Consider the following 22772-nt stretch of genomic DNA (forward strand, 5'->3'; position numbering starts at 1 on the left):
ACCCCGATATCCAGCCTGTCCAAATTCGCCGCCAGACAGCATTTGTTGTCCCGTCCCACCAGCCATCATGCCCTCCACAAAAGCCACACATTTCAAACCTATGGGATCTTTTCTTATCTCCTCCGGAACAGTCAGAAGGCCGGTATCACTATAATTTTTTAAGACTTCCTCCGGCACATCTTTAACCATGTAGGTACCTATTGCTAGATTAAAATACGGTTCAATATCAAAGTGATTTCTGCATTCCTCAATGCGTGGCCCCAGAATATCACCAAAAAAATCTACTACTTTCCACTCCACCCTATAAACCTCTTGCTTCTCCTCTGCAAAGCTAGAAAATTGCGTTGCAGCCAATATCGCTGCCAGTATCATTGATTTCTTCACAAAATGGTCTCCTTGTTATTCGTTGAAATTTGCTAATTCTGATCCACCAATACCCATTACTGGCAGTCCGATATCTCCTGCGGAGAATCTATACACGTAAGAAACTGAATTTTAATCTTTCACTGCCATATCCATGCCATAGTTTTTGCGGATGGAGGATAGCAGTGGTTCCCGGCGAGAGATTGAATAATGCCTTAATATCAGCAGCTTGGTGGGAAGGGCAAAAACAGCAATAGGATTCCCTCACTCAGCTTGGCTCTCCGTTTTTGAGCGAGGTGCTGCAAAATTGGTCCCTTTGCAAATAAAAATAGTTTTTTATGTGGCATTGCCCAGTCCAATGGACTTGTGAGGAATTTAAGGGATTCAAACCAAATGATGGGAGATTAAAACGGGGATTGATAAAACTATCTGAGCAATTTTATTCAAGTCCTGGTAATCCAGGACACTGCATTTATCAATTGTGCGACTCACAATAAGACCAAAGGATTAGGTCGAGTGGTAAAAATAATAAAGGAACCGAAACAAAAATTTTCATCGCACATACAGCACCGACATAGAACACCAATTGAAGAGTAGGAGATTCATCGACGGTTGCAGAGGTTAAAAGGATCTTTGATAGCGTCAACAATAAAGACAAATTTGTTACAGTTGGAGATAGGGAAGCTGATATTTACGATTTCATACTTCCAGACGAACGCGGCATTAAAACCCACAGATCTTTGAACTTCTCTGCTCGGGAGTTTCACAAAGGGGGGTTGCTAAAATCATAAGAGTCAGTCGTACCAAAGTTGTTCGAAAGCTTCTCATTTTTACCAATTGGTCGAAAATCAAAAATCAAGAGGCTTGGGGATCATATTGTATCGACCTATATGAAGAAAATCTCGATTTTAATACAGCGGCTGGCCGCAAGCCTTCGGTGAATTTGTTGTATCCAAGACACGCGGAGCTGGCTGAACTAAATCTCAGGGGTTCAGGATCGAGTTCGGCTTGGTGCAGTGCTCACAACGGGAGCGCTGCTGCCGGACGCATGTTTGAAGATCCTGGACCCCTAAGATTTGGTTCAGCCAGATACCCTTTGAGTTTGGAACAACAATTAAGCAGGCCAGTTCAAGTCATTTGAGCAGTGCTCTAATGAGACTCATAAATTCAAATTATCATTGGGTATCTTTTTACACTTTGATCAAAGCCCCAGTTCTAGAAAAAATTCATCTTGGGTGCTTGCCTTGACCATCGGTACCTAATCGCAATAGTTCATGCCCCAGGGTTAGGTTAATTGAAACAAGAGCAGCAAAACGGGTAAAGGAGAACTCATGATGGGCAATCGTGGGCAAGGGGTCTTTTTGTCTTTTGGGCTAATTTCAATCTCTCAAGTGGCGAGTCAATTCTTCCAGAAGTGGCTTGTTATCAGTTTTTTTGTAACGCAAATTTTTTTTCCGCAGTCCGGATTTGGTGCAGATGATCCGGTTCCAACAGAGGTCTCAAAGCCCTCAGCCGAGACAACCAAAAAGCCTGGAACTTGTCGGAAAACTGTGGCTTCCGCCGGTGAATCGCTGAAGCCCAAAAAGCCTGTAGGTCGGAAGGCGGCTGCTGAAGGCATTGACGGAGAAAAGGCATCAACGGGTGTTGCAAAACCAGAAAAGCCTTTGGCCCTTGTCAGAGATCCATCTAGTGAAGCACCGCAAATTCTTTTTGAATTAAAGGATCTACTGAGGTTGGAATCTCAAGCTGAGTTAGCCGATAACCCAGCTGTTAAATATCCATTTCTCGTTATGAATGCGGGGGAAAAGGCTGTTGCCTTAATTCATTCAACACCCCCCCAAGCTTCGCGTGATCCTCTTTTTAAGCGAAAGCCTGTCTTGGTTTATCCGACTCTTTCGGGAGTCTTACCTGAATCAGAGAATCGTGGGGTTGTTGGCCAAGAGGGGCCAATAGCGGCTGTTGTTCAATTTCTAATGGCCAAGGCCAGCGGGCAAAATGTTGGCAAGTCACCCGGATTACCAGGGCCGGCTGGGACGGGAAAAACGGAATTTCTCGTTGCCTTAGATAAGTTGCAGAAAAATCTGCCAAAAAAGTCTCCTGTATATCGAGAATACAGTTATGTTTGGAAGAATCTTGATAAGATTCCATCACTGGCTTCTCTGCGATTGAGCCAGACTGTTAAACCTCAGCTTCCGCGATCGCCGTTTACCCTTTTGAGATCAGATATCCAAGATGAAATTTTAAAGGGGGTACTACCTGAAATCAGGAGTCGTCATAAATTCATCGTTTCAACAGGATGGACGCAGCCCGAACCACATTCCACATATTACCTGACAGCTCTTTTTTACCATTTTTTTCCTAAATATAGTCTCGGTACGGCCAGTATCGATGATCTCAGTCGCGAGGAGTATCTTTGGTTTTTGGAGCAACTCAATGAATTTGTCGTTATCGTGCCCCGGTCTTCAGTTGTGCCGGAGTCAAAAGAGCCGTTGATGATTCGTGCTCAACCGGAGGAGGCAAACTTGACCAGAATTTTTGCATCTCCAAACATGAGAAACGTTGCACTGCTGGGAGCCAATCATCCATTGGCTACCGACTATAACGGCAGTTTCTTTAGGGCCGATGGTCGACCCGTTCTGGTTGATGAGATGTATCGGAATGGCAAGGATCTTCTTAATATTCTTCTTGATGTCGTCCAAAATGGGGATGTTCAGACGGATTACGGGGATGTGGTAAAGGCGGATACTTTGGTTATCTGGACATCTAACACCCAGAGCATAGAAAAAGCATCTGAGGATCAGGCTCTCCTTGCGTCTCTGGATCGAGCAGAGAAGAACCACATGAATTTGTTACTTTCCCCAGACCAAATCGAACAAATTGCAGTGACGAGGCAAGTAGGGGCGCAAATGTTTGACATGCGTCCTCTCGATTCAAGCGAAAAAGTGCCCTACAATGCCCTGGATATTTATCCCCTTCCAGATGCAGAGGGTAAGACAGCAACAGCTTATCGAAGATACGCCCTCTACTATAAAGGAGGCGCAAATCGATCGACGTTGGTGAGTCCTCTGACATTAAATTACATGGCTTGGTTGGCTGCAGCCTCAAGGATGGTTGTAGACATCCCAAGTCTTAGAAAACATCAGACCGAACTCAGTTTAGTCACGGCAAATCCACAGCAATTTTTGGATCCAATTTATAGATTGCGAGTGATTCTCGGAGAGATAGATCCTAGCAGTGAAGCAGAATTGGTTGAACTCTCCAGGATGCATCTTTTGCTTAACGAAGGGAATCAGGGTATTACTTCCCGAGATTTTGAAACCTGGATACGCTACCTCGTTCAAGTATCTCAAGAAAAAAATGTGTCGATTACTCCTTTATTGGCAGACATTGCATTTCAGGAGCTCCTGGATCGAAACAAAATTACTCCAGATAAACTTGAGACCAGGGCCCATTGGCAGAATCTCCGCAGAATGATTAAACATCAAGTTCTCTTGCCTCGTCTTGAAAATGATGTTCGGATTATTATTTCGGGTGAAGGTGAAAAAGCAGACCGCATCTACGATGAAGTATCGAGGGAGTTAATTGAGCTGGCGAATCGCCCAGAAGCTGACTACGTGAGTAGCGATTCTGGCGCTCAACAGATTCCTATTAATCGGGATCGGCTGAAGCTGATCTTGGATGCCTACCAGGTCAAAAACAATCTCAGGTTTGAGCCGAAATTCCTTCTCAGAACGATGAGGGGCGCCAACAGGGCTCCCATTCGTGATTCAAAACTAATGGAGGCGGTCAGGCAATTTCTTGCCGATCAGGATTCAAGAACGGCGGATTACATTTCATCATTTGATTCATTTTATCGTGGCGAGACCCATGATCCATCTGTTGTTGAACAGGTTGGAAGAAGCGAGAGAGTTCTCTTCAAATATGGCTATGATGTTCCGTCCTTTCAACAGGCCGTTGGATTTGTTGCTCAGATGAGATCAGAGAAGTTGTTAAAGAACAAAAAAGTAGATCAACCTTAAAAGCGAGTCGATGGCGACTTGAAGAATTAGATTCGATGGTTCAGTGCTCTTGAAGGAAGATTTTATTGTATCTCAAAATCATTTTTGAGTGAGGGATAAGTGATGCAATGGTTGTTCGGTCTTTTGGTTGGATTTGGTTTTTTGACCTACACTCTCAGTTCGGAGGCCGCTCGCTTCGCTTATTCTTCTCAAGGATCTGAAGTCTTCGAAGTTGTGGTCAGAGGGAACGAACCGGAGGATCTGGCTCCTGGCATTTATAAGCTGCATGCCAAATCGGGGGCCTTGGAAATTCTTGTGCCTGGCAATGTGACGGGAGTTCATCGCGCCTATAAGGGTGTGTTGGCTTTTCTAAGCTCTTCAGCTGGTATTGGCTCCTCAAATGAGGCATTGACGCTGGTAGATGGGCGGATGACTCTCTTTAACTACAACTCCCATCCGAAAAACCGTAAGTCATATCTTTCAATCGGCGAAAAGGGCGCGGGTGGAATTGCGTTGGTTGACGTCTTAAGTGGGAGAACGGTCGATTTGCCCCTTCTCGAACACCCGGATGAAATCGCGATTTACGATTCTGGAACTCATGTCCGAGGCTCTGTTACGGAGAGATTGCTTTTGATCTCTGTTAAGGCTCAGAGTTTATTGGGCAACGGACTTACATTTGCTCTTTTAATTCCACTCTCATCTGGTAGCGAAAAGGTGGCCGTGAGAGATGATCGGGCCGTTGTTTTGGCCTACGAACATATGAACGTCAAGCAGCTTGAGAGAATGCTTTTGTCTAGCGGGAACAATGGAAGTGGCTTTACGGTTCTGTCCCCCCTTGTTGTCGAGAACGCAAGAATGCAATTGCCACGTACAGAAGATCAGACGGGAACCATGTATCGTTGGAAAAAGCATCTCGATCGTGTGGGCCCCTACATCGATTCCGGTAAAGTCAAGAACCCAGAGGGAAAGCTCGTTGACTCCGTATCATTCTCATTTGCCGGTGTACCCGCCTACAATCTGACCAGCGGGGGACAGTCATTGAATGAGTATCCCCTTGACCCAGTTGTTCAAGAGTCTTGGGGGCAACTCGGTTTGGTTTACGATCCATTTTCGCGTAGCTACAAGCTAGTGGATATCCCAACTGGCCTAAATGCCAAACTGACCAGCACGGTAATATCTGGTGGGCAGATCACTTTTATCAACAGGGAAATGGCCAAGGAGAGATCCATTGGAGATTTTGGAATTGATCGTGATCTTAAGACGGGAAAGTACCTGATCTCTGGATTGAGTTGGGACGGAGGAGTTGGTGATGGCTCTGCTGTTAGCCATCAGAATGCCACCTTGTTTTTCAGTGGCGGAAATCCAATTTTGGCTGTAAGGGTCGCCGATTCGAATATATTTCAAAGCCTCGATTTAAGGGATGGAGCTTTCGAGAAGAGTCTGGGTACGAACGCTCAAATCGAGATGATTAGATCTGGAACTTTTCGGTTTGGGTCAAGAGTCGTCCATTCCTTCTTGGTGTCGGCAAGAAAGGATCGGGCAAAAAATGGTTCCGTCTGGAGCATTATTGTCGAGGAAACTGGATCTTTGAGACTTTTAAAAACAGAGAATCTCATGGAGAATACTCCTTTTGTCACCGCGAAAGAAATGATCCTAAGACTTGCTCTGCCTCGATCCGGCGAGCCGGTTTTTGATAATGTGACTCCAGTTACTGGAGTCACGGCCTATTTGAAAAGAAAAGTGGCTTTGGCGGCAGAGAGCGAAAAGGCGGGAGTGGCCGCAGCCTCTTCCACTAAGTCAGACCCGACGAAGACTCCGCTGCCCATCCCCTATACCCGGCTGATAAAGTCCGGGCTGGGATTGGACGTGCCGAAGACTGAGTTTGGGTCTCAAGTTTATCTTCGTACTAAAGCTGAGACACCGATATTGCCAAATCAGTTGTATTATATCCAGTATGATTCCACTGGTGCGCCCAAGGACTACACGGGATTTTGGTCATATACGAGTACACCTGATGGATCTCAGGCTAAGCTTGGAGATGATAGATATATGAAGCTTGAGGCCTCAGGGAGGCCTCTTATCAGTCGTACCGAAAGATCGACAAAAGTTGTTCAGCACATCTTGGAAGATCGTTTGCTGCAATTTCCTCGTGTCAACAGAGATAATTTTAAATCAGCCCGAATTACTCTATTGCCCTTTACCATGGCGAAGCAGAATTCAGGTCGTGAATTAGAGTCTCTCAAATCATTTAGCTTAGGAATTGTCGCAACTCCCTTGCAGCCAGGTTCAGCGAGTCCGGTCTTTAAGACAGTTAGCTTTGATATTCCCTATCAGAGTCTTGTATACAGTAAAATTGTGCAGGGAGAAAAAGGGGCTTCTGATGTCTTCCATATCTTTTTATTTTTTCGTGAGGATCCGAAAATTCCAGGTTCAAAGAACGCCGTCTTCATCGTCAATGGAACTTTGGACATGCCAAGCCTTGCTCAAGGAAGACTTCATCTCGTAGCTTCGGACAAGAAAGTCGTCTATCGTAGTTTTGTTGGGGCCTCCGACTATAAGAGACATCTCGCAGTAGACGCTGAGGGAAGATATTATTGGATTGATGATCCCGATGTCGGATTTTTGTCTGCGGAGACAAAAGTAAGAAAACTTTTGGAGCCTGATAAATACATCACTGCCAGAAGTCCCGCGCTTTCTAATCTTCGCCAAGCCGATGGGATAAAGGACACGGATGTTGGGTACGCTAATAAAAGGCTCAACCGAGGGGGAGTTTGGGAGATTTGGAGTCCTTTTCATCTGCGTTCCAGAGTCAAAGGAATGGATGACTTGTTTGAGAAGGAAGGAAGGTTCGGGGAGCCCAGGCCATCAAAGAAGAATGAGAAGAGCGAGAAGATTGACGCTGATGCTGACGAAACTGTGAAGCCAAATCCAAATGGGTCTGTGGACAATCTCGCAAAGAGTAGTGCAACGGGAGAGTCGGCTCTATATGAAGGCTTTGATTCCTTCTTAGAGAGATATGCTGAACAGCCAACTTTTTTAAATCGAATTGAAGTGATTATTGTTGAACCTTCACTAAAGGAAGGGTTCAAGAAGGCGATGTTCAAGAAGCTCATGGGAAAAAAGGGTAGATTTTCCATGAGTAATACAAAAATTGGTTTTTTCTTAGCAGATGAAACACTGGATGATGTTGAGATTGCAGATGAGATGGGTGCTATTCTAGGCAAGGAAGGAAATGGACGTTCTGGAAAAGGGGTTTTACTGCTCGAACCGAGTTTGCTTTCTACGTATGAAGTGACCACCCGCGCTCCCTCAGATATCGAGGAAAGAAATGAGGCAGAGGAAAGCGAGGGATTGTTGCTTGGAGGCAAGCGAGATGAAAACGAAGATGCAATGGAGGACCCTCGGGTTCGCTTTCCGGGTGAGAGTTATAAAACGCAGTCTGACTTTTTGTCTCTCATCGTGTCTGGAGGTAAAGCAAAGACTCCGGCTGGATTGAGAAAGTTGAAGGGAAAATATACGACTCCGACGGGTCTGATGATTGTCACTATGAACGAGTGGAGGGCGATCAAAAATCGGCATAGGAGGGCGCGTGATTTTGGACTTTTGGATCGGTTTTCCACGAATTATGATTTTTTGACTTCAAGTTGGACGATTTGGCCACCAAAATCTGGGAAGTTGCCAGAGGATCTCAAGACTGTTGGGAACTCGAATCTCTATCATGCAGATGAAATGGCCTTATTTCCATCGCTTGATAAACTTCTGAATAGTGCGGCGACAGGTGGGCTTCGCGGAGAACAGGTTGTCTTTCTCGTTCCTCCGGAGCTTCTGCCTGTTGTTAATAAGTTGGTTTGGCTTCGTTGGATGAATGAGGACACTGCACCCTCTCAACCTTGGTCACATGGGAATTCAAAATTGGCTCTTTTTCGGCTTTCCTCAACAGGTACGCAGAGTGAGGTATTGGACAATCTAAAGTCTGTTAAAGGGGCAGCTGTATCACGCAATGCCGTATTGATCGGAAACTTAGAGTCAGTTGAACGCCTAGGGCGTCCTGTCAATTCAAAGGAAATTCCTAACATCATGTTGCGGGATCCGTTGCACCTTAAGAGCAGAAACGATCTCTTGACCGAGTCTAGAATAGGGATGGAGTCTCCGACCGATGGAAGTCAGGTGACTCAAAATCAGGGGGGAGGAACAGGTCTTTTAGAAGATCGATTTGACCTCGAAGAAAGTCTGAATAACATCGGGGCTGAAATCGAGGGAATTCAAGATGAAATTCTATCGCTGAGAGAAAGTCAAGCTCAGCAGAGTTACTCAGAATTGCAAGAGTCAAAGGCAGATTTTGAGCGCTTGGAAGTGCTTGAAAAGGAATTGGCAGAGCTTCAGAAAACCAGAGAAAAGGAGAGAAGCCGCCTGGCGGCTCTGGAAGCTGCAGATGAGGGAAAGCCAACAACAGCATCTTCTTCCGCCGGGGCCGACAAGATTCTGCCTCATTCTTTGTGGTGGCTGGCAACGGAAGGCAAGGCCGTTCAACCGCGTAAGGAAAAAGGATGGAGTTTAGATAATTCAGTTCGTAGAGATGCGACAACCATTCTTATAGGTACTGAAGAGCAGTGGGAACGTCTTCAGGGGGCGCTCATACCTGAAGACAAAATTTACCGTCTGAAGGATCACTATAAAGTTGATCGTTTAGAATCGCCTGATAACAGCATTAAATTCGACCGGGTAAATGCTTTGTTTTCGCAGCCTGAAATTCAGGCGCTTGGTTATGAATTTGTCGTTTTGAACGGGGCTGCTCAAACAAATTCTCGGGATCAACTCATTCAACATTTCATCAATAGGGTGGAAACTATTGCCTACGATTTAAATATGAATCCTACGACGGCTTTTGTGAAGGCCTTCGTCACACTCAGGTCGTCCTTAACCGAAGACACGGCAATGAGGAGGAATCGACGCATAGATGAGAATGTTTTGGGACGTCTTTTCACCAAGGTGTTTCCAATGCCTCTCAACCTAGATATTCTGGATGAGAACGATCCTTTACGAATAACACATAATATTAGGGCGGCGGTTCGCAGCTTTGAGGATTTTGGATACAAAGGATCTTCGGACCTGAAGGCAAGCTTTCTTAACGTATTCAATACTCAAACAAGACCTGCAGACACAAGTCGTCCAATTCCTGCATCTTTCTTACTGTTTGGTGGGACGGGAAGCGGGAAGACGGCACTGGTTAAGGCCTTTTTTAAAGTTATCAATTTGAGGGAGTACGTGAGAGGTCACGCCTCAAATGAGGAGGCGGATTACATCTTCGTCGACGTCGGTCAGTTGACGGAGAAGGAATCCACTGATCCGAAGAAGGTCTCAGTAGAAGAAATCATCGCAGATATCTATGATTTATTATCACAACCCAAAGGTGCTCGAGCCCATTTGGTTTTTGATGATTTTCATAAGGCCACCACTGTCACGGTCAGGAGACGCTTGCACCAATTTATAATGAGTTTATTTGAAGCAAAGGGTGGAATGGTCACCGTGCGTTCGAAAAAGGGTGATAGGGTGCGCGAAATTCCTGTTCAAAATTTGAGCATTTACATGACTCTCAATCCGGCCAACGAAGATCGGCGTAGAAAATACATCGACAATGGAAAGACATATAGACCGGATGAGCTTCTGAAGAAAGAGGTGCTCGCAGCTTTATCGGATAAGGAAATGGATTTGGAGGACTCCACTGTTGCTAGGTGGGCCTATATTATACCCATGGACAATTTCCCACGAGATGCCAAGGTGCCTGAATTGGCGGCAAAAATTCGCGAAGATGCGCGGATATCTCCAAATCATTTCGTGATGGTAGAGCCTTTGGTGATTGACAGTCTGGTTGACGTATTTGAAGGGGCCGATGCGAGGGCTTTTTTAGTTCCAGCCACAGCAGCGCTGACTCATGTTCCAGCCAATGCTGCACCAGCGAGACTCTACTTAGTGACGGCGAGAACAGCATCTGAAGGGGGCAGGCAGAGTATCAAGGACTCTCTCGGATCGATTGCCATGGGGAGAATCAGTCTTGACGATTTCAAAAAGGCAGTCATGGCTCAGACTCAGATTGATCCAATTTTACCGAATGATATGAGATCGCTAGCTTCTTTTATGAGGCTTTTGATTCGTGAATTCAGGCTGCAATTAGGGAATGGTTTGGTTCTTCAGGCAAATCAAACGGAGGCCCTTTCTATTTCGGCTGTTGGTCAATCAAATTCGGTGAGGGATAACTTTATCATTGGATTGACGGATCATCTTGTGACTCATATTTCGATCCCTCAAAGGGAGACGGTTATTCATCCCGAGGAAATGGATTTTCTAACCCATGAGAAGACGTCTGAACTAGTGGAGATTCTGATGAGTGGGTCTAAGCCCGACTTGCCCTATTTTCCCTTTAAAGCAAATTATAGAGTCAGTAGTCAGCCTGTTAATTTGGGAGATTTTCTTGATAATAGACTGGCCACAATTAGTAGTCAGCCGACAAGGGCCCGCATGATCGCTGAGTACACTCAGAGAGTCGAAAATGAACTCTGGGCATATCTGCATCTTTTTTTGAGACTTCCCCAATCAGAAGACATCTCTCGAATTTCGCGATTTGACAATCACAGGCTTGAGAAATGGTTTAGGGATCTGCCACCTGTTGCCCCCGAGGAAGAAGCCAAGCTCGTTTATCTGAGACTTATTCAGATATTTGAGGATTTTCTATATGAATTTTCATCTGAGGATAAATCCGGCACGGGTCAAAGTTTGGGTGACGTGACAACCTATGATAGTGCAAGACTCTTCGGGTTTATTTTGGATCGAGCGGTCGTCGAACTATCTTGGCCGAAAGCAGCAAAATTTCTGATCGACATTATTGAAACTTCGAAGGACCACTCGTTTGGAAGTTCTAGAAACTTCAGAGAGTACATTGGGAAACATAATAACTCTCCTTTTGCTATGACGACGGATGCCTTCTTGAGGGATATGGGAAATGTGGCACAACATGATGCGCGCGTGAGCCCAGAGAATTTGAGGAGTCGTCGTGAAAAATTTGGCGGAATGTGTGCTCGTCTTCTTGCGAGTGGGAGGCAACCGTGATTTTGAGGGTGATTGCATCTTTGGTTTTCATTCTGGGGTTTTCTGCGCAAGTCTATGCTAGCGGCGATAGGTGCATGAAGGAGTTAGCCAAGAGGAGTGATCAGAATGGCAAGAAGGGTCGGACCGGAAGTTCGCATTATAGGATTATTGAAAGTCCTCGTGCGGTTCCAGAGGCTCGAGTTTACAATGAGTATATTGAGGAACTGACAAAGCAGGGAGGAGTATTAGAGCAACTTGGACTTGAGACATCGCCTCAGGTGATTGAATTTGTGCCGCCTCTGGATTTACAGGCGATCGTTTCTGGATCAGCCGGTGGTTATCCAGTTCGACACTATCTGGACGGCGCAGCTGTTCTGAGAGCCATGAGACCATCGGGTGGATTTGCCTTAGAAGTTATTTATCCAGGTGGAGGAAAAGATGGCGAGGAAGGCTATCAGCATGGCCTTTTTAGAGACGACAATCGTTTGAATGAACAATACAGTATTATTGATCACGCCTTTATTGGACACAGTCATTTTGCTAAGCATTCAGGTTTGCCCCATTATCGAGTGGGACAGGGGTTGGAAGCAACTCGCGAACTTGATGAGGTTTTGGAAAGAGCTTATCGGGAGTTCGATCAAGATTATGTCATGAGATGGTATTTGTTCGCCCAGACATTAATGCCTCTCCTTGATTATTCTGCTCCCTATTGGGAGGACGTTGGCGACTTTGCTCCTCAGGTTGGGACAACATCTTGGAGGCCACAGGGAGGGGGTCAAGTGGGGAGGCCCGAGGTATTGCCTCATCCGAGAAGAATTACAGAGAATGTTCTTCAGGCAATCACGGCTAATTTGGGGCCCGAGGAGCCGTCCTGGAAACGGGAAATTCTGGAAAAATTGGTTATTTCGATGAGCTTTAGGCCGGCGTTGGTTCACACTCAGATAATGAACGAAGGCTGGGCGTCGATCATGCAGGAGATAATTCCACGCCATACTGAGTCTCACCACACCTTCGAATATTATTTGAATTCGCAACGTGTGATGCAATCGGAGAATTTTCCAAAAGTAAAGGATCCTTATTCCCTGGGCGTTTTTTGTTGGAGGCGGATTCGGGAACGTTTTGAAGCAAAGCCTGAAATATCGTCTTTGAAATCTCAAATTGAAAAAGATGCGAAATTTATAAAGCATGCTGAAGAGTTGATGGAAAGCATGACGGACGATGATTTTATCAGGTTTGCAGTCGATCAGCGTTTTATTGACAAGACCAAATTAGCCGTTGTCAGAAGGGCGACTCGGGAGGAAATGGATCCAAATCTTCCGCCACCAAGTCCGAGGAACCCTGATGACCCGCCACCAGCACAGTGGATTATCGTGAGCCGTGATCCTGAACGAGTGGCACAAATGTTAGTCGATACAGTTTTGAAGCCCAAGTACACCTACAGACCTCGTGTGAGATTGATGAATTTTCAGCGACCTAATACCGGAGAAATGGAGTTAGTGATTGATGATGATTTTGGAAGGGCAATTCCAATTGATCATGAAACAATCGGGCCGGCTTTGTATGCTTTGGCTAATCTAACAAATCGCTCCATTAGTTTGGAAGCAACTTTCTCAGAAACTGTTGAAGGTCAACTTCCTGATTGGCTTTGGCATATGCCAGAATGGTGGAAAAAACTGTATGGTCACCTCTATGTGACCGATGAAAAGAAATTGATTCGAGGAAGAGTGACCATGTCTCCTTATGGCGATATAAATGCCTATAAGATTGTCAAGGAGACCTATCCTCCTGGTGTACTTGACACAGGAACAGTGAGGAAGCGCAGTTTTACGGAGGAGAAGTCGCCAGAACTGGAAAAGGAGTTTTCGAGTTACCTGGGTGCCTATATCGCTGATCTTTATCTCGAGGACGATCAACAGTTAGAAAAGGCGGTTAGTGGATCGGAGACTCTTAGACAGGAGGTCTCTAAGGGGATTAAGAAGATCTCAGATGATCCCATCCCTCAAGGCTCTTTGGTGCTTCAGTCTCCTAATGCAGCAGGAGCCATTTCCCAATTTGAAATGATGCTCAATCGGCGCATGGCAATGGCCATGGAGAGAGCGAGCAAATTAAAAGGGGGCTTTGTCATAGGATCTGGTGGAAAAGTAAAAATTCGGGCGCTGCCTTCGGAGGTGCATATAGAATTTGATGTTGAATATCTCAACAAAATACTTAACGAGCTTCCTCCTGCACCTGTTAGGCAGGCAGCACCAAACCTTCATATGACTCTTGCAAAATCAGATTCCGATGGTGTGGTGGCGAGCCCTTTCAATCCAGATGCGGGAGGCAACGGGCAGGTTGGCCCCATTGATGGTCACGAAGGTGATCGATTTTGGGGGCCAGGGGATGGTAAAGGTGGAAAGGGGAATAAGCCGGGAGAAGATGAGAATGATCCCTCCTGGATTGACATCCCTGATGAGCTCTACAGTCGATTTTTAGGAGAGAGGGTTAAGCTACCTAAGCTCAACAAAAAGCCGGGACTCTCAAAGAGAAATGCAAAGAAGCCAGGAAAGAGTCGGCGGAGCTTAGGGGGAATGCTGAGAGAAGATCGGATCATGGAGAATGCCGTTGGGAGGGGCGTTACCTCTTTGTTGCAGGATGACAGGGACCCTTTTGAAAATCCAGAAGATATGATTCATGAAGGATTTGAATTGCTTCAACCTTTGGACATCATCGTTAAGTCAACAAAGCCGACAAAGAAACCTGACGTCAAGGCGGTCGTGGTATTTGTTTTGGATGCCTCTGCATCTGTCGCTTCCTATATGGATGCCTTCAAAAGGTTTGTTAATGATATGGAGGCTTTGGTTAGATACAATTATAAGGGTTTCGATTTTCGCTTTATCGCGTTTGATACCGCAGCGCACCTGCTGAAAAATAGGGACGAGTTTTTTAAATTTCCGTTGGGTGGGGGAACGAACTATTCGGCTGGAATAGATAGAGCTAAGAAACTTTTTGAAGACGATTACCCCCGCGCAGCCTGGGATCGGTACACCTTCGTCCTTGGTGACATGGAGGATTTTGGAGATAAGGGCATGGGTTCCATCAAATCACTTCTTGAAGAGAGCGAGTACTTTGGTGGTATTGCTGGGCTCCACGGAAATTACATGCCGGATCTTTTTCAAGGTATTGTTTCAGAGGCTAGTTCAAACGATGCAGTTGGACACACTGTCATCGACAAGGATGGAGGCTACGTGATTAGAAACCTAAGAGAAGTCCTCAGAAATGAAGAAGAATCGAAGTGAACCGAATTGCACTGAACTCTGTCAGGTGACTTGAGCGATAGCGAGAGTCACCTCTCTTCTCTGCTAAGAGGTTTTCGAAGCTTCCGCCTTCATCTGAAAAAGGACGTCGTACATGGCGTTCATCAGGTCTTGGTCATATCTTGCGGCAAGTTTGTGTTTCATGAATTCAAGCGCATTTGTGGGAGTCATTGGTTGATTGTAGGAGCGTTTGGTCGTCAGCGCATCGTAGGTATCAGTGATTGCGACAATGCGTGCCATTGGGTGGATCTCCTGACCAGAGAGCTGCTGAGGATAACCATTTCCGAGAAAAGACTCATGATGTTCAAAACAACAGGCCTTCAGGTTTGTTGAGCCCTTCTGCTCTGTGAGTATCTTGAGGCCATAGGTGGGGTGACGCTGCATTTCAGCCCACTCCGACTCATCCAGGGGACCTGTCTTTGTGATGATGTCGACGTTCACGTTTCGTTTGCCTATGTCATGAAAGAGAGCGCCCAAACCCAGCTCTTTGAGTTCTTCTCCCTGATAGGAGGCCGACTGTCCGAGTCCAAGGCTATAAATAGATACATCAAGTGAATGGGTGTAGGTGTAGAAGTCATGACTTGAAAGGCCAATCAGATAGGAGACTGCTTCAGGTTCAGCATCGATAAATGACACGAACTGGTCGATGATGCCGCGTGATTCCTGAAGTGCTCTTGCAACATTGGGACTCTCAAAGAGTTCCTCAACAAGAGAAAAAGAGCTTTCACGGAGGATAAGGGCTTTGTCTTTGCCGTGGATTTTATCACTGCTCAGTTGCTGGTGGATATAGACCTTATATGGCTGGCGGTCCTCGATTCGAAGAAAAAACGAATCAGGTGCTTTTTTTTCAAGGCTATCGATTTTTGCTGCGGTGATGGTATCACCACTCCTTAGATAGTGAACATAACGTCCGTTGATGCACACATACACATCGAAGGGAAGGGGATGAGATGGATGAATCGACGCCATCCTGATCTTCATGTAGGCTTGATCACTCATGATTTTAGTTTGCCACGTAATTTCAGACTGTCCACTAACTTTATTGACAGTTCACTCACAATGAATAAGTTGGAGCCTCATGTCCTTAACAATTGACACATCAGTTCAATACATCAAGGGGGTTGGCCCTAAGCTTGGTGGTATTTTATCTCGGCGAGGAATCAATACAGTCGGCGATTTGTTGGAATGGTTTCCAAGATCTTACGAAGATCATCGGGCGATTCGCAATATCGCCAGTCTGCAGGTGGAACAGGTCGTTAGTCTGGTCGCTGAAGTGGTCAGCTTGCGTTCCTCAGTTCTTGGACGAAGTGGGAAAAGAATGTTTGAGATGGTGGTGAAAGATCAAACAGGTCGAGTTTCCTGTAAATTTTTTCGGATTCCCCATAAAGGATTTTTTGATAAATTCCAGACATATGACAAAATTCAAATTATTGGAAAGGTCAGCAATTATCGCGGACGGACAGAATTTCTTCATCCCGAAATACATCATGCGCAAATAGGAATTGAAGAGAGTGATTCTTTGGTTCCAATCTATACTGAAACTGAGGGATTGAGCCCCTCGAAGATTCGGAGAGTGATTTCTACGGCTCTAGACTCTTCTTCTCTTGAGGACCCTTTGCCAACCTGGATGTGCCGAGATTTTGAGCTGTTGGAACGGTCTCAGGCCCTTCGCGAAATTCATCAACCTCCGAAAAATGCGGCCGATTTATTTCTGACTTTTAGATCTCCAGCACAGCAACGAATGATATTTGACGATTTTTTTTGGATGGAACTTTTACTTGTCATGAGGCGGGCGGAACTAGAAGGAGAGAAAGCCTATCAAGTGAAGCCTCAATCAAGTCGAGTTGATAACATCAGAGACGGATTGGCCTTTCAGCTCACATTCGCTCAAAATCGTGCCTTTGGTGAAATTGTCACAGATTTGCAGAAGCAGCATCCGATGCACCGCCTGGTCCAGGGAGATGTGGGATGTGGGAAAACAATAGTGGCCTTACTTGCTGCAGCCCAAGTGGCTGATTCGGGATTTCAAACTTGCCTCATGGTTCCTACAGAAATTCTAGCGACACAACACTTTCAGAGTTGGCAAAAAAGACTCGAGCCCTTAGGGCTGCGAGTGGCCCTCCTCACGAGCCAAGCAAAAGAATCAACAAAAAAAGAGATTTATCAAAGATTGGTTTCTGGCGAAATTGATATTGTAATAGGAACACAGGCTCTGCTTCAGTCCAAAGTGCAATTCAAACAGCTCGGTTTGGTCATTGTGGATGAGCAGCACCGGTTTGGGGTAGAGCAAAGAGTGACATTAAAGGAAAAGGGCATTTCACCTCATTTTCTTTTGATGACGGCAACGCCTATTCCGCGATCACTTGCAATGACTCTGTATGGCGATTTGGATGTTTCAGTAATTGATGAATTGCCCCTTGGCCGACAGCCCATCCTGACCCGGGTGACTCATGAAGCAAAGAGAGCTTTGATCTGGGAATTTCTCGAAAAGCAAGTGAACCAAGGTCGTCAGGCCTACGTTGTCTATCCTCTCGTCGACGAAAGTGAAAAAATTGATCTAAAAAATGCAAGGGAGGAATTTGAGAAATTAAAGGCCAGATTCCCTCAATTTTCGTTGGGACTCTTGCATGGAAAAATGAAATCTGTCGAAAAAGATCAAACGATGAAGGAATTTCGTGAGGGAAAAATTCAAATTTTAGTTGCGACAACGGTGATAGAAGTCGGGGTGGACGTTCCCAACTCCAATATCATGGTCATTGAACACGCTGAGAGATTTGGCTTGTCTCAGCTTCATCAGTTAAGGGGTCGAGTGGGCAGAGGCGAATACAAGAGCTATTGCATTTTAGTCTTGGGCTCGGCCGTTTCTGATGAAGCTCGTCAGCGTGTTGAAATCATGGAAAGAAGTGGCGATGGGTTCAAAATTGCAGAAGCTGATTTGGAGTTGCGTGGTCCGGGAGAATTTCTAGGAACTCGTCAATCGGGTCTATTAGGGTTTAAAATGGCTGATCTCGTGCGTGATTTTGGAACTCTTGAAAAGGCAAGAGCTGCGGCTATCAACCTCATTGAAGTTGATCCCAATTTGGAGAAACCCGAGCATCAAAAAATTCAGCGGCAGTTGAAGTTGAAGCAAACAAATTTGTGGGGTTGAATCTGTAACGATCTCTCGCGAAAGAAACTCTTATAGATATAATAATATTATCCGATGTTGTGGAATTTGAAAGGAATCAAAAGAAATATTAACAATTTTCCTTTTTATCTTATCGGTACCATGATTGACTTTTCTTCGGTGCATAAATGTAAACCTACCGGAGGGGAATATGGTTTCAAGGATGATAGTTACCGCAAGCCTATTGGTGTGGAGTCAATTTGGTCTTGCTGGACAGGTGCTGAAGTTTCAGAGGGGAGAGGTTCCAACGATCGACAAAGAAATCTTAGGCGCATTGAGGCTGGAGGCGAGTCGCAGTCAGCCAGTGTAGACGCGATTGTATGTGATGCAGTTTAAGCAAATCATTCGCGATCAAGACAGGAAGTTGCTTCAGGACAGTGGCCTCAAGATTTTTAATTATATTCCAGATGATGCTTATGTTGTAGAAGGATCACCTGACACGATCCTCGCGTTGAGTTTGAGACCTGAAATACAAGCCGTTCTTCCCATGATGCCAATTTGGAAGAAAAGTTCCGATCTCCCGCGCGTCAGCGTTTTCAATCGGAATAACCAAGCCATCGTGATGGTTCAGCTAAACCAGGACAGCCAGGAGCAAGAATTTCGAGATCATCTGAACGGACTTGATGGCGCAGAAATTCTGGACGGTGAGGGCAATGCCTATTATTTGAAAATCCACTTGAGCCAAATTGATCAACTCGCTCACATGGATGAAGTAATTTGGATACAAGCCTTTTCGCAAATGAGATTGCAGTACATGAACTTTCCAGAAAACTCTTCTTTGACCCATTTTGAACTTAACCCCCAAGCGGGAGACTATACAGATCTCACGGGATTTGAGTCCGGTACAAAAATTATGGGATTTGAAGAGGCTTGGAAACGTGGATTTGATGGTCGTGGTCAGCAAGTGGCAATGGCCGATACGGGTCTTGATAGCGGCGACATTTCGTCATTGGTCGGCGAATTTCAAGGACAAGTGAAAAAGGGATATAGCTATGGAATCGGTGCCACCAACTGGTCCGATGTGATGGGGCACGGCACTCACGTGGCTGGATCGGTAGTGAGCAACGGAGTGACTTCTGGCGGTCGGATTCGAGGAGGCGCTTTTGGTGCAGAGATGATCCCAGAGGGGATGTGGTCTCCTATTATAGACAATCTGACGGTGCCGGCAAAACTCAATAAACTATTTTCCTCAGTTTACTCAGACGGAGCTCGGATTCACACAAACTCGTGGGGAGGGGGGCAAATTGCAGGGACCTATGATTCTTATGCTTCCCAGGCCGACGAATTTATTTGGTCTAATCCCGACATGCTCGTTCTTTTTGCTGCAGGTAACAACGGGGTGGATCGAAGCAAAGATGGACGAGTGGATGAAAATTCGATGGCATCTCCGGGATCTGCTAAAAACGTGCTGACGGTCGGGGCCTCAGAGAATCTTATTTCGCAAGGTGGAATTCAACGAAAACTCGGAGAATTAATGGGAGGAGAGCCCTGGGGAGTAGAGCCTCTTAAGAGTGATACCCTCTCAAACAGTGCGGACGGAATTGCCGCTTTTTCCTCTCGGGGACCTTGTCTTGACGGACGAATCAAACCTGATATCGTGGCGCCGGGAACCAATGTTGTGAGCACCTGCTCGACAGTCAAAGGAGCGAGCCCGCTTTGGGGAAACTACAATCCTAGTTATTGCTATTCTGGGGGAACTTCGATGTCGACTCCACTTGTGGCTGGGGCCGCCGCTGTTCTTCGCCAATACCTCAATCAGGAATGGGGAAACGCAAATCCCAGTGCGGCTTTAATGAAGGGTATTTTAATTGCGACCGCCGATGACATGTATCCTGGACAATATGGCATTGGGCCTAGCCAAGAACTTCCAAAATCTGCTCCAAACAATCATGAGGGCTACGGTCGCGTTAATATTGAGCGGGCCACAACGCCAAAGATTTTGGAGTCTTATTATTCTTTGATCGATCAAACCGAAGGACTCGGTACAGGTGAGATTTTCACTGAGAAAGTTAAAGTCTCTGCAGGAAAAGTGAAAGTGACTTTGGTTTACACTGATGCTCCTGGCTCGCCGAATGCGGCAAAGGCGCTTGTCAACAATCTAGACCTTGAAGTTGAGATATCTCCTCCTTCAGGAGTCGGGCAGCTCCCTCCCTCTGGGCAAGGTTCTCTCCCAACAACGCTGGTATCTAGAAATTCCACTGATAACATCGAGCAGCTGATACTCGATCAGGCAGTGGCGGGTGAGTTGACAATCAAAGTTGTTGGGGCGAATATTCCAAAGGGGCGAAATGGGAAGCAGCCTTTTGCCGTGGTGGTTTCAAAATAAGGATTGGCTGAATCCATATTCTAGGACCTGAAGGCTTGTCGGATTATTCTGTTAGCCTTCAGGTCTATTTCTGGTTTGCCTCTAGAACTTGAAACCTCTGGAGGGATTTAGCGAAAAGCCCAAAGGAGATAAACCCGGGAATAACAAAGCCCAAATATTCCCAATTATAAAAGGCCCAAGCTCCCACCATCGACCCAATGCCAAAAAAAATGATAATTCCTGCGCGCATGGTGTTGGCTTTGCTCTCTTCCTCTCCAAACTGAGGATGCTTGTGTCGATGGAGCCAACGCACAATACCAATTCCCAGATCGGTCGTGATACCAGTCAGATGAGTGGTACGCACGATTGATCTGGAAACACTTGTGACCATGGCATTCTGAATCCCGCAGACGAGACATAGGATAGCAAGGAGGGTGAAGTCATGTTGCAATTCCAATGGCTTTCCAAAATCACCAAAAAAACCAATTTGACCGGCTGCTGAGAGAACGAAAATGAGTGCGGAGCATATTCCAAAGGTGACCTCATACAGCGGGCGCCGATGGGTCTTAAGACGTAAGTCAACCAGCACAGCACAAAGAATAGAACCCAAAAGAAAGAACAAAGGTACCGTGAGCATTCCCAAAGCAGCAAACCACTGAGAGCGGGCCGCCTCCATGCCAAAATGACCAGCAAACCCGGTCAAATGGGATACAAAACGGCCGCAAGCTAAGAATCCACCTACGTTGAGAATTCCCGCTTGAGTTGCCAATGCCAACCAGACAACCAGGTTAGTTCGAGAATAGGTCGACATCGAATCAGTTATTGAAAACATTCTTTTACTTTGATTCCCAAGTATTTTTCAAGGTAACGGCTCGATTAAAAACAGGGGATCCGGGCTTTGAATCCACGCAATCTAAACAAAAGTACCCAACCCTCTCAAACTGAAATTGCTCCCCGATCTTTGCAAGAGCCAGCGCTGGCTCAAGAGCGCAATTTGTTTTTATTTCAAGAGAATTTGGATTCAAAAAGTCAGTAAAGTGTCGCTCTTTATCGGCATTGGGGTTCGGGACAGTGAAAAGACGATCGTAAAGCCTCACTTCGGCCCGATGGGCGTGCTGAGCTGAAACCCAATGAACTATTCCCTTTACCTTGCGTCCGACGGGGTTTTTTCCTAGTGTGTCGGGATCGTGGTGACAATGGATTTCGGTAATCTGCCCCTGTTGGTTCTTAACGACCTTTTCGCATTTGACGATGTAGGCGTGTCTGAGACGAACCTCGCCCCCAGGCTTCAGACGTAGGTAATCCCCTGGGGGATATTCCATAAAATCTTCTCTGTCGATATAGACTTCCCGGGAGAAAGGCATCTGACGTTGGCCGAGTTCAGGCTTTTGGGGGTGATTTTGGACAATGAGCTCCTCAACCTTGCCTTCGGGGTAATTGGTGATGACAAGCTTGATGGGGTTTAATACCGCCATCCTTCTCTGGGCTTTTTCGTTGAGATCAGCGCGCAAGCACTCTTCCAACACATCGATTTCTATCAATGAATCACTCTTACTGACTCCTGTTTGCGCGCAAAGCTGAAGAAGAGAGGCCGGAGTAAATCCTCTTCGTCGAATCCCCTTCAACGTGGGCATTCTTGGGTCATCCCAGCCGGAGACCAGCTTCGATGTGACCAGCTCCTTGAGTTTTCGTTTTGAAAAAGTAAAGTATGTGAGCACCAATTTCGAAAATTCAATTTGCTGGGGATGAACAGGAGTCTCCAGCTCATTCAAAATCCAGTCGTAAAGAGGTCGATGGTCCTCAAATTCGAGAGTGCAGATGGAATGTGTGATGCCTTCGATCTCATCCGAAAGGCAATGGGTAAAGTCGTAAAGCGGATAGATACACCATTTGTTTCCGGTCACGGGATGGCTGGCATGACGGATGCGATAGAGAAGCGGATCGCGCATATTCATATTGCCTGAGGCCATGTCAATTTTTGCTCTCAACGTGTGGGCTCCCGATGGGAATTCACCTGCTTTCATACGTTTGAAAAGGTCAAGATTTTCCTCAATTGTACGGCTTCGGTAGGGACTTTCTTTGCCTGGATTCGTCAAGTTCCCTCGGTACTTTCGAACCTCTTCTTCATTTAGGCTACAGACATAGGCCATGCCCTTATGAATCAATTTGACGGCGTAGTCGTAGATTTGATCAAAATAATCGGAGGCGTGGTGAAGTTCTGACCATTCGAATCCAAGCCATCTGACATCCTCCTTGATGGCCTCAATAAATTCAATATCTTCGGCCAGGGGATTGGTGTCATCAAAACGAAGATTGCATTTTCCACCGTATTTGAGTGCGATGCCAAAGTTCAGGCAAATTGATTTTGAGTGACCGATATGGAGATAGCCATTGGGTTCTGGGGGGAAGCGAGTATGGACTCGGCCGCCAAACCGCCCGCTTTTCTTATGACTCTCGATGATATCATCGATGAAGTTCTTGGTCGGGGCTTTTGAATTGTTATTTTCTTTCGTTACAGACCTCGTCAACTTGACTCATAACATGAAATTGGCTGGCTCCAG

10 protein-coding genes are annotated in these 22772 nt (G+C 46.0%); 6 read left to right on the forward strand and 4 right to left on the reverse strand.

Annotation, left to right across the window (positions count from 1 at the left end; all coding sequences use genetic code 11):
* Positions 1–384 (reverse strand): hypothetical protein (locus tag IPJ71_17040; GenBank protein ID MBK7845354.1); only part of this gene is annotated, 384 nt, incomplete at its 3' end.
* 1310 nt (positions 385–1694) lie between these two features.
* Between IPJ71_17040 and IPJ71_17045 the strand changes: the two genes are divergently transcribed.
* From IPJ71_17045 to IPJ71_17055, 3 genes are all read left to right on the forward strand, one after another.
* Positions 1695–4382 (forward strand): AAA family ATPase, encoded by a 2688-nt coding sequence (locus tag IPJ71_17045; GenBank protein MBK7845355.1) that lies wholly within the window; start codon positions 1695–1697, stop codon positions 4380–4382.
* A 99-nt stretch (positions 4383–4481) separates the two neighbouring features.
* Complete coding sequence (locus IPJ71_17050; protein ID MBK7845356.1) at positions 4482–11465, forward strand: hypothetical protein; 6984 nt, start codon at positions 4482–4484, stop codon at positions 11463–11465.
* A complete protein-coding gene (locus IPJ71_17055; protein ID MBK7845357.1) occupies positions 11462–14722 on the forward strand; it encodes a SpoVR family protein in 3261 nt (1086 codons plus the stop codon). The genes IPJ71_17050 and IPJ71_17055 overlap by 4 nt, the downstream gene beginning before the upstream one ends.
* Positions 14723–14785: 63 nt before the next feature.
* Here IPJ71_17055 and IPJ71_17060 read toward each other — a convergent pair whose 3' ends face one another.
* Positions 14786–15739, reverse strand: coding sequence for an HD domain-containing protein (locus IPJ71_17060; protein ID MBK7845358.1), 954 nt, complete (start codon positions 15737–15739; stop codon positions 14786–14788).
* Positions 15740–15818: 79 nt separating this feature from the next.
* On the opposite strand from IPJ71_17060, the gene recG reads away from it, so the two are divergent.
* The 3 genes from recG to IPJ71_17075 all read left to right on the forward strand — a co-directional run bounded on the left by recG (position 15819) and on the right by IPJ71_17075 (position 20232).
* Positions 15819–17888, forward strand: coding sequence for an ATP-dependent DNA helicase RecG (gene recG, locus IPJ71_17065; GenBank protein MBK7845359.1), 2070 nt, complete (start codon positions 15819–15821; stop codon positions 17886–17888).
* 169 nt (positions 17889–18057) lie between these two features.
* Positions 18058–18216, forward strand: a complete 159-nt coding sequence (locus IPJ71_17070; protein MBK7845360.1) for a hypothetical protein — start codon at positions 18058–18060, stop codon at positions 18214–18216.
* A gap of 15 nt (positions 18217–18231) precedes the next feature.
* Complete coding sequence (locus IPJ71_17075; GenBank protein ID MBK7845361.1) at positions 18232–20232, forward strand: S8 family serine peptidase; 2001 nt, start codon at positions 18232–18234, stop codon at positions 20230–20232.
* A gap of 64 nt (positions 20233–20296) precedes the next feature.
* Here IPJ71_17075 and IPJ71_17080 read toward each other — a convergent pair whose 3' ends face one another.
* Together IPJ71_17080 and IPJ71_17085 are read right to left on the reverse strand one after the other, a co-directional pair.
* A complete protein-coding gene (locus IPJ71_17080) occupies positions 20297–21043 on the reverse strand; it encodes a DUF1275 domain-containing protein (protein MBK7845362.1) in 747 nt (248 codons plus the stop codon).
* 4 nt (positions 21044–21047) lie between these two features.
* Complete coding sequence (locus IPJ71_17085) at positions 21048–22739, reverse strand: glutamine--tRNA ligase/YqeY domain fusion protein (protein ID MBK7845363.1); 1692 nt, start codon at positions 22737–22739, stop codon at positions 21048–21050.
* Positions 22740–22772: the final 33 nt, after the last annotated feature.

This window comes from Bdellovibrionales bacterium, assembly GCA_016714165.1.
Classification (GTDB): Bacteria; Bdellovibrionota; Bdellovibrionia; order Bdellovibrionales; family UBA1609; genus JADJVA01.